The 9236-nt window shown below is 45.0% G+C and carries 7 protein-coding genes and 2 pseudogenes; 5 read left to right on the top strand and 4 right to left on the bottom strand.

Annotation, left to right across the window (positions count from 1 at the left end; genetic code table 11):
* The coding region (locus HRU42_RS05705; protein WP_295029443.1) for a Qnr family pentapeptide repeat protein at positions 1–634 on the bottom strand (634 nt) is incomplete at its 3' end.
* 97 nt (positions 635–731) lie between these two features.
* Positions 732–2087: an MATE family efflux transporter gene (locus HRU42_RS05700; protein ID WP_295029442.1), complete on the bottom strand. Its 1356-nt coding sequence runs from the start codon at positions 2085–2087 to the stop codon at positions 732–734.
* A 228-nt stretch (positions 2088–2315) separates the two neighbouring features.
* Here HRU42_RS05700 and HRU42_RS05695 point away from each other — a divergent pair, with 228 nt between their 5' ends.
* Both HRU42_RS05695 and groL read left to right on the top strand, forming a co-directional pair.
* On the top strand, positions 2316–2606 hold the full coding sequence (locus HRU42_RS05695) for a co-chaperone GroES (protein ID WP_143563013.1): 291 nt from the start codon (positions 2316–2318) through the stop codon (positions 2604–2606).
* Between the two features lie 63 nt (positions 2607–2669).
* Positions 2670–4310 (top strand): chaperonin GroEL, encoded by a 1641-nt coding sequence (gene groL, locus HRU42_RS05690; protein WP_295029440.1) that lies wholly within the window; start codon positions 2670–2672, stop codon positions 4308–4310.
* A 391-nt stretch (positions 4311–4701) separates the two neighbouring features.
* Here groL and HRU42_RS05685 read toward each other — a convergent pair.
* Positions 4702–5878 (bottom strand): annotated as a pseudogene (locus tag HRU42_RS05685) (IS3 family transposase).
* Between the two features lie 480 nt (positions 5879–6358).
* On the opposite strand from HRU42_RS05685, the gene HRU42_RS05680 reads away from it, so the two are divergent.
* Genes HRU42_RS05680 through HRU42_RS05670 form a run of 3 tightly spaced genes read left to right on the top strand, consistent with a single transcriptional unit; the run spans position 6359 to position 8569 of the window.
* Positions 6359–6910, top strand: coding sequence for a 3'-5' exonuclease (locus HRU42_RS05680; RefSeq protein WP_295029438.1), 552 nt, complete (start codon positions 6359–6361; stop codon positions 6908–6910).
* Positions 6911–6927: 17 nt separating this feature from the next.
* Positions 6928–7893, top strand: coding sequence for a HipA domain-containing protein (locus HRU42_RS05675; protein ID WP_295029436.1), 966 nt, complete (start codon positions 6928–6930; stop codon positions 7891–7893).
* Positions 7880–8569: an HIRAN domain-containing protein gene (locus HRU42_RS05670; protein WP_295029434.1), complete on the top strand. Its 690-nt coding sequence runs from the start codon at positions 7880–7882 to the stop codon at positions 8567–8569. Before HRU42_RS05675 ends, HRU42_RS05670 begins: the two co-directional genes overlap by 14 nt.
* 52 nt (positions 8570–8621) lie before the next feature.
* Here the strand turns inward: HRU42_RS05670 and HRU42_RS05665 are convergent.
* Positions 8622–8744 (bottom strand): annotated as a pseudogene (locus tag HRU42_RS05665) (IS4 family transposase); the annotation flags it as partial.
* Positions 8745–9236: the final 492 nt, after the last annotated feature.

Genomic DNA, 9236 nt, shown 5'->3' with positions numbered 1-9236 from the left:
CCAGCAGTTGCTCTTGCTGCCACTGGTTTATCATCACGCCCTCGAGCTTGACGTTGCGAGGATCTAAGCCGTCCAGTTCCACTCGGCATAAGTTACAGCCCGCGAGCTCGAATGTGCCCCATTGTGATTGGGAGAACTCGCCGCCGCTGAGATCTGACCCCTTCATGGTCGCGCCGAGTAGGTTAGCGCCCCGCCAGCGATTGTCCATCAGCTCGCACTTCTCTAATTGGGCCGACTCTAAATTGGCGTAAGAGAGGTTAGATTCTGTGATGTAGGCGCTGCAGAAGAAGGTCTTGTGGGTGATATGGTTGGCAAAACTAGCCCGGGAAAAGTCCGCACCTTGTAGGTTGCACTCCCTAAATTCGATACCGAAACAGCGAGCCCCCGTAAATAACGCCATGCTCAAGTTGCAGTGTTTGAAGCTGGCGCTGATTAAGGTGGCATAACTGAAGTTACAGCCTTCACTCGTGCCCGTCTCGACGAACCTGCAATTAATAAAGCTGGCATCGGTCAGATCGGCACGGCTGAAATCACAGCGGTTAAACTCACAGCGCTCAAATATCGCATCTTGCAGATCTTCGCCGCTGAAGCTGGCATCTATAAATTGTTTGTCTGTGTAAGTATCAGGTTGCATATTAGTGACCTTTCGCGCGCTTGTTAGTTTCAGGGGCATAAGCTTGTGTGTGCATCGATAAGCGCCTTGTCTGTGTCGTTATCGGCTTAAATACATATCAGTGACCTTTTGCGCTCAAATGTACTGGCTCGGAGATTTTTGTCGCCAGGATATAACAGGCGATACCCATCAGGATGTTAGTGATAGGCAGTGCCAGCAGCAGGCCTTTGACCCCCCCCAGGTAAGAACCCAGAGCGGCCAGAGGCAGCATGATCAGGAACAGGCGACACACATTGAGGACCAGAGAACTCATGGGTCTGTGGTAAGCATTAAGTGATGTGGCCAGCAAGATAACGATACCCAGCGGGCCATAGGCGGCGGGGATCGTTAAAATATAGAAGGTTAACCATTCGATGATCTGCGGATCGCCACTGAATAACTGAGCGATCGGTGCGGCTAATAGCAGTAGCGGCAAGTAGAGCAAGGTCTGAAACAGCAGAATAAACTTGAGTGACAGCAGCAAGGCATCACGGGCACGTTCGGTCTGACCCGCGCCTAAGTTCTGGGCGATAAAGGGCACCAGGCTGGACGACAATGCCATCACGACTATTAATAGTACCGATTCGATACGGATCCCAGCACCGAAGGCGGCGACGGCACCATGATCGATACGAGCTAGCATGGCCATGATCATCGCATTGGCGAGTGGGTTGAGCAGATTCATCAGGCTCGCAGGCTGAGCGATATGAGCCAGCTGTTTCCAGTTACACTTGAGTCGCTCCCTATTGAAGTCGGCAAACTCGACTAAATGACGCTTAAATATCAGCAGGTAGCTAGACAACGACAGGGCGACAACCCAGGAGATCACCGTGGCTATAGCTGCCCCTTGGATCTCCAGCCGTGGAAAAGGGCCGATGCCGAAGATGAGCAGGGGATCGAGAATAAGGTTAATCAAGGCGGCCAACATCATGATCTTGGCCGGTGAGCGGGTGTCTCCCGTAGCGCGCAGCCCCTGGTTGCCAACCATTAGCAGCACCAAGAGAGGGGCGCCCAGATACCAGATAAACATGTAGTCGGCTATCAGCGGCAGGCTGGAATCATTGGCACCGAGTAGGCTAAATAACGGGCCTATGCACAGGCTGCCCAACATGGAGATAAGCGCGGTCAGCATAAAGGTCAGTAACAGACAGTCATGCAGAAACACCTTGGCCTTACCCGCTTGACCGCCGCCGATGAGGCGGCCTAAGTTGGTGGATACGCCGGCGCCTATGCCTATGGCTATGCTGGCTATGATCAGGGTTACCGGAAAGGTGAAGCTGATGGCTGCCAGAGATTCAGTGCCTAACTGGCTGATAAAAAAGGTGTCGACTAGGCTGAACCCAAGAATGGTCAAGATACCAATCAGGTTTGGGAGGCTCATATTTAGCAGTACACGACCGATTGGCTGGGTGAGCAGCCCGTGTCTGTCTTTCATGGAGAAGTCTTGCCTAGTTTACTGGGGAGGGCAATTCTATCAGGATTGGCCTAGCTTTGATAAAAGGCGGATAAAAAAAATGAGATTATTTTTGTAAAGACCTTGGTTCTCATCTAGATGGCCCCATATAACCAACATCAAGCGACTTTATTTACAGAAAACTAAGCCGCAATTTTATTATTTTTCCCCGGCCTCAATGCTGGCCAAAATCATTAGGAGAGTCCATAGATGAACATTCGTCCATTACATGACCGTGTCATAGTTAAGCGTTCTGAAGTTGAATCAAAATCTGCTGGTGGCATCGTACTAACAGGCAGCGCTGCCGAGCAATCGACTCGCGGTGAAGTACTTGCTGTAGGCAATGGTCGAATTCTTGAGAATGGTTCTGTTCAGCCACTAGACGTAAAAGTGGGTGACATAGTGATCTTCAACGAAGGTTACGGCGTCAAGAAAGAGAAGATTGATGGTGAAGAAGTTTTGATCCTTTCAGAGTCCGACCTAATGGCTGTAGTGAGCTAAGTACTCGCTAACGACTCATTACGTTTCAGCATCTCATTCAAAAAAATTTAAAGGATAAGCAACATGGCAGCTAAAGAAGTAATATTTGGTAACGAAGCACGTGTAAAAATGCTTGCGGGCGTAAACATCCTGGCAAACGCAGTTAAAGTCACTCTGGGCCCTAAGGGTCGTAACGTGATTTTGGACAAGAGCTTCGGCGCACCACTGATCACCAAAGATGGTGTCACAGTGGCCAGAGAGATCGAACTTGAAGACAAGTTAGAGAACATGGGCGCGCAGATGCTTAAAGAAGTAGCGTCTAAAGCCAACGATGAAGCCGGTGATGGCACCACTACCGCTACTGTACTGGCTCAGTCTATCGTTAACGAAGGCCTTAAAGCCGTCGCAGCTGGCATGAACCCAATGGATCTTAAGCGCGGTATCGACAAGGCGGTTATTGCTGCCGTTGCCGAGCTTAAAAACCTATCTCAAGAGTGTAGCGATACGCAAGCTATTACTCAGGTTGGTACTATTTCAGCTAACTCTGACGAGACTATCGGCAAAATCATCGCCACAGCGATGGAGCGCGTAGGCAAAGAAGGCGTTATCACAGTCGAAGAAGGTCAGGCTCTGGAAAACGAGCTGGACGTAGTAGAAGGTATGCAGTTCGATCGCGGTTACCTGTCGCCATACTTCATCAACAAGCCTGAGACTGGCAGCGTCGAGCTAGAAAGCCCATACATTCTGCTGGTAGACAAGAAAGTATCTAACATTCGTGAGCTACTGCCTATCCTCGAAGGTCTGGCTAAGACGGGTAAGCCACTGCTTATCGTCGCCGAAGACGTTGAAGGTGAAGCCTTAGCGACACTAGTGGTCAACAACATGCGCGGTATCGTCAAAGTAGCTGCCGTTAAGGCACCTGGTTTCGGTGACCGACGTAAGGCTATGCTACAAGATATCGCTATCTTGACCGGCGGCACAGTCATCGCTGAAGAGATTGGTCTAGAGCTTGAGAAAGCCACTCTGGAAGATCTTGGTACGGCTAAGCGCGTTATCATCACTAAAGATGACACCACTATCATCGACGGTGCGGGTGAAGAAAGCCAAATTAAGGCTCGCGTTTCACAAATCAAGATACAGGCTGAAGAGTCTACCTCTGATTACGACAAAGAGAAGCTACAAGAGCGCATGGCTAAGCTAGCCGGCGGCGTTGCAGTGATCAAGGTCGGTGCCGCTACCGAAATTGAGATGAAAGAGAAGAAGGCACGTGTAGAAGATGCACTTCACGCGACTCGCGCAGCAGTCGAAGAGGGGGTTGTTGCCGGTGGTGGTGTTGCTCTGGTACGTGTTGCCAGCAAGATAGCCAACGTTGAAGTACTCAACGAAGACCAGAAGCACGGTGTGGTTATCGCACTTCGTGCCATGGAAGCACCTCTACGCCAGATCGCGACTAACGCGGGTGAAGAAGGTTCAGTTGTTGCTAACAACGTTAAGAACGGCACAGGTAACTACGGTTACAACGCGGGTAACGATACCTATGGTGACATGCTAGAGATGGGTATCCTAGACCCAACTAAAGTGACTCGTAGCGCGCTACAGTTCGCAGCCTCTATTGCTGGCCTGATGATCACCACCGAATGTATGATTGCCGAAATGCCACAAGATGCTTCTGCACCTGATATGGGCGGCATGGGTGGTATGGGTGGTATGGGCGGCATGATGTAATTTTTGCTGGTCTAAATTGATTCTTACTGCGTTGCCTTATCGCTCGCGTAAGAAAGACTACGCGTCGCTCAAGGCGCCTGGTCATAATCAATTTATCCTGCGCAAAATGATGCTGGCTTAAAGTGATTCTTACTGCGTTGCCTTATCGCTCGCGTAAGAAAGACTACGCGGCGCTCAAGGCGCCTGGTCATAATCAATGTATCCTGCGCAAAATGATGCTGGCTTAAAGTCAAAAATCAAATTAAGAAAGCTCTGATATCGAATGGTATCAGGGCTTTTTTGTTTTAGATGCGGGGAAACTGCGTTGCTTCACCACTCGTTTAAGAAAGCTAAACGTCGTGGTAAAGCGCCTTGTTCTAACTCGATTTATCCTACGTAAGATATGTAGTGGTCAAGTAAAACTGGACAGCTCTTTATGTTTTATCCGACTAATCTAGATTCTGATTCAACAGGAGTTAGATAGCCATTGTAGCTGTGAGGTCTGCGTTTGTTGTAATACCCCATCAGGAATTCACCTATATCTGTTCTGGCTTCATCCAGCGAACCGTATCCTTGCTTTGGTACCCATTCGCTCTTTAGACTTCGAAATACTCGTTCCATTGGCGCATTGTCCCAACAATTACCACGCCGACTCATGCTTTGTTTGAGCTGATATCGCCAAAGCAGTTGCCGGTATTTTGAAGCTGTATATTGGCAGCCCTGATCAGAATGAAACATCACCCCCTTGGGCTTTCCTCTTGTCAAATATGCCATGGTTAGTGCTTTAGCTACTAACTCAGTATCAGGAGAGTCAGACATCGACCAACCAACAACACGACGGGAGAATAAGTCGATAACAACGGCCAAATAGACCCAGTAAGTACCAGCCCAGATAAAAGTGATGTCGCCACACCAAACCTGATTGGGTTCCGTCACCGCAAATTCTCGGGATAAATGATTGGGGATATCAACATGCTCTTTAGGGGCCGCTTTATACTTATGCTGACCTGGTTGACAGCTTTCAACCCCAGCATCTTCCATCAGGCTCGCGGCCTTATATCGGCCTACCTTTTCACCCTTTTCCGTCAACTTTACTGAAATAGTCCTTGCTCCTGCTGAGCCTCGCGAATCCTGATGAAGCTCTTTGACCATCTCTAATTGTCTCGCCCTATCTAAATCTATCGGCCTGCCTTTAACGTTTAGCCAGTAGTAATAACTACTTCTTTCAAGGTCAAAAATATCACAAAGTGTTACTATGCTATGCTGCTCCCTTAAACCATCAACTATCTCAAAAGATTGATGGAGTCCGACATTAAGAGAGCGGTAGCCTTTTTTAATATTGTATTGTGCTCTTCTAACCGTTTGACTTTATTTTCTAATTCTTTAATCCTTTGCTGCTCTTGGGTTAATGCTGAGCCTGTTGGTGTTTTCCCCTGACGCTCCTCTTTCAGTTGTTTGACCCATTTCCTAATCGCACTATGGCTGACTCCTAATGATTGAGCCGCCTCTGTAACTGAATAATCTTTGTCCAGTACCAACTGAGATGCTTCAAGTCTGAACTCTCGTGGGTAGGTTTTTCTTTTGTTCATGTTTACACCTTTATTTAAGTGGTTATGTTAACACTCAAAAAGGTGTCCAGATCTATTAGGCCACATCAATACTTTGCTGGTCTAAAGCCTAAAAGCTTAAAACCGAATAGATGAAAGCCTCAGTAACTCGAAAGAGTATTGAAGCTTTTTTGTTTGTTTTTTCAGCGGAGTATGAGTATATGGGTATACTTGGTTGGGGGGAAAGTGAGCTCGGCAGTGGCCATCGCTACAGCACGGTGCCTCTAGTCAGTATTTAGCTTTTTAGATAAACTTACTTTGACTCACTCACACCGTGGTCATTTATGGCATCCCTAAGGTACCTACGTTAGAAGTTGTACCTGAAAAGATTGCTCTTATCGTATCCCGTCATAGACGAGAAAAAGAGTTTTCAAGCATACAGGTATAGATAAATCTTTTATGTGAGAATAAATGAGGGCAGACTGTTAGAATGAACCTGCAAATATATAAGGAGGAAGGGTTTTGAAACATCTAATGTTGGATTTAGAAACATTAAGTACAGTACCTGAAGCCGCAATTTTATCGATAGGCGCTGTTTTTTTTGATCCGATTAATAGCCTTCTTGGAAAAGAGTTTTATCAAATTGTGGTCAGAACAAATTCAACTCTAGATGGGACTGTTAGTGACGATACTGTTAAGTGGTGGAATTCGCAAAGCCCTGAAGCTAATTCAATTTTTACCGACCCTAGTGCCATTTCATTGAGAGAGGCATTGGTTAGTTTTGACTCTTTTATTAAGAATAATGGCAGTGAAAATATACAAGTCTGGGGGAATGGATCCGGATTTGATAATGTTATTCTTGCTTCGGCATATAAGAGAAATGGATTAAAAGTACCTTGGAATTTTCGAAATGACCGAGACGTGCGCACGGTCGTTGAGTTAGGTAGATGTTTACGTAAAATTGACCCTAAAGAGTCATTAACTATGTCTGGATTAGCACATAATGCTCTTGATGATGCTAAGTTTCAGGCTCAATATGTCAATTCAATTTTTAGTGCTTTAAAAAATAGCTGATTTTTCTGATAAAAAATATGAATATTCAACCTGTTGACGTCAGTAATTGGCGTGTTGATGATGAGCATGGTATTTTTCCGATAGGTGCTAGGGATAAGCAAATGCTCTGGTCTCCAAGTGAACCATTGGAAGGGATCAAGCCAAATTGGCCTTACTTGTTCAAATTATCTAGGCCTGTTTATCCTGAACAGTTTTGGATGGAGACAGTGGCTTACTTGGTAAGTGAGGCTATGGGGGTAAAAGTACCACTGGCGTTGCCCTCTTTCAAAAGGGAGTTTGAAGATGGTCTAGTATGTGGCTCTTTAATCGAGTGGTTCTATGACCGAAATAGTCAAACTTTTGTGCATGCAGCTGATTTTTTTCAGCAGTTGATCAAGGATTTTGATAACGATACTGGTTCGCAACACAATATAGAAGATCTTTTTCTAATATGCCGAATGTTTAGATCTGCCCCTACAATTGATTTCCCTCTACGCTGGGAGTTTTGGTATTTTGATTTACTGATTTTTGATACCCTAATAGGGAACAGCGATCGCCATCAAGAAAACTGGGGAATGATTTTTGATCCGCCAACTCAGAGTGATGGGAAACGAAAAGTGAGTCTGAGTCCACTTTTTGATAATGGTACCAGTTTAGGTCATGAGCGTTTTCCTGAGAGGATTAAGTCATGGTCTGATGATCAGGTTAGGAATTATATCTTCAAAGGTCGACATCATCTTCGTTATACTCGAAGAGATACAAAAATTCGGGTTAAGCATATAGAAAGTATAGAAAAAATGTTGTCGACAAAGAGCGCTTCTAAAGAGCATTTAGAGCAGCGGTTAAGTTTTGACCTTGAAGTATTACTCGCCAAAATCGAACTGCTGTGCAATATTAAAATTCAGGTACCTTTTTCTCGTGAACGAGCAGATTGGACTATTCGACTGCTGAAATGCAGGCATCAGATGTTAACCAAGATAGTGCGTGATTATGATGATAAATAATGTTGTTGAGCCAAGCTGTTTACTGCTTGCTTGGCAGCCAAGAAATGGTGGCTCTCGTTATTTGGTTGCCCAGATATGTAAACTCCCTAGTAGTGGATATTCCTTTAAGTATTTACTTGATTCTGATGACTTTAAAAAAGCTAAATCAAAGGGCTTTGAAGGGTATCCAGCCTTTAAATTGACAAATGAAACTTATACGCAAAATGTACTTGAGCCTTTTATTAGAAGGCTTCCACCAAAATCTAGAAGAGACTTCAAAAATTACTTGGCTCAGAATTTATTGACGTTCCCTTTTAATGGATCTGATTTTACCTTATTAGCATATACAGGAGCTAAGTCTCCTGGAGATGGTTTTAGTTTAGTTCCAGATTTTACCGGGGTAGAAGATAATATAGAGTTTCAGCTTGAAGTGGTTGGGACAAGGTATGAAAATAACCTTGATTTAGAAATGGTGCGTATTGGTGATAAGGTCGAGCTAGATTTTGAGCCTAGCAATACCTATGATCCTTGTGCTATTGCCATTTTACATACCGGAGGACGTTTAGGTTATGTAAACAAGATGCTCTGTGACTTTATAGGTAATAAATTAAAGGTAGGTAATCTTTCTGCTGTAGTCTCACGCAAGAATGGAACCGCAGATAGGCCACTTATTTATCTGTTACTGAGTGTAAAATAACAAGTGGAGTCAGAGTAAACTTTTACTCTGACTCTGAGGGACCCCCACGAATTTAATAGCATGCCTGAGGATTTCCTATCAGTGATTTAAAAGTCGCAATGGCTGACAACCAATGCTTCTTCAGTAGCCTTAGCCGCTTATCCTTGTAAGCTCGAAGCTCGATAAATTGGTTCGAGGAAAAATAACCAAGAGGAAAATAACGAAAAATAACCAAGACACCCAATATTATTCTCTGTTAGATGGCCTGAAAATAACCAAGACACCCAATATTATTTCCTGTTAGATCGCTTGCACTTACTAGAGCCAGATTGCCAGAGAAATTCATTGCTGTATCAATCCACCCTCCTGCCACGCCATACAATGCTCAATGATTCTGTAATGAGTAAAATTTCGACTATTCCCTTGAAAATCAGATATAAAAATAACCAAGCTGCCGTTTGGTTATGCTTGAATATAATAATTTAAAATGGATATCTCTCAGTCTTGATTAAATGCCATCTAGCCATCGATGACAACAATCCTGACACAGGGGGCAGTTGGCGCTGGAGTAATACAATAAGTGCAACAGATTAAGGTTGAAAAGTGAGAGAGCTGAAGGCAGAATTTTAGTTCTCACACACAAATTCAGAGTCTGTCATGAACAAACAGTACCATCAGCTCACTCAGG

It is taken from the genome of Shewanella sp. (assembly GCF_013214165.1).
Lineage (GTDB): Bacteria > Pseudomonadota > Gammaproteobacteria > Enterobacterales > Shewanellaceae > Shewanella.
This window is presented reverse-complemented; position numbering and strand designations above follow the sequence as displayed.

Excerpts from the sequence above, each read along its gene's own strand:
- HRU42_RS05700 (WP_295029442.1), bottom strand. The coding sequence starts at position 2,087 with ATGAAAGACAGACACGGGCTGCTCACCCAGCCAATCGGTCGTGTACTG.
- HRU42_RS05695 (WP_143563013.1), top strand. The coding sequence starts at position 2,316 with ATGAACATTCGTCCATTACATGACCGTGTCATAGTTAAGCGTTCTGAA.
- groL (WP_295029440.1), top strand. The coding sequence starts at position 2,670 with ATGGCAGCTAAAGAAGTAATATTTGGTAACGAAGCACGTGTAAAAATG.
- HRU42_RS05675 (WP_295029436.1), top strand. The coding sequence starts at position 6,928 with ATGAATATTCAACCTGTTGACGTCAGTAATTGGCGTGTTGATGATGAG.
- HRU42_RS05670 (WP_295029434.1), top strand. The coding sequence starts at position 7,880 with ATGATGATAAATAATGTTGTTGAGCCAAGCTGTTTACTGCTTGCTTGG.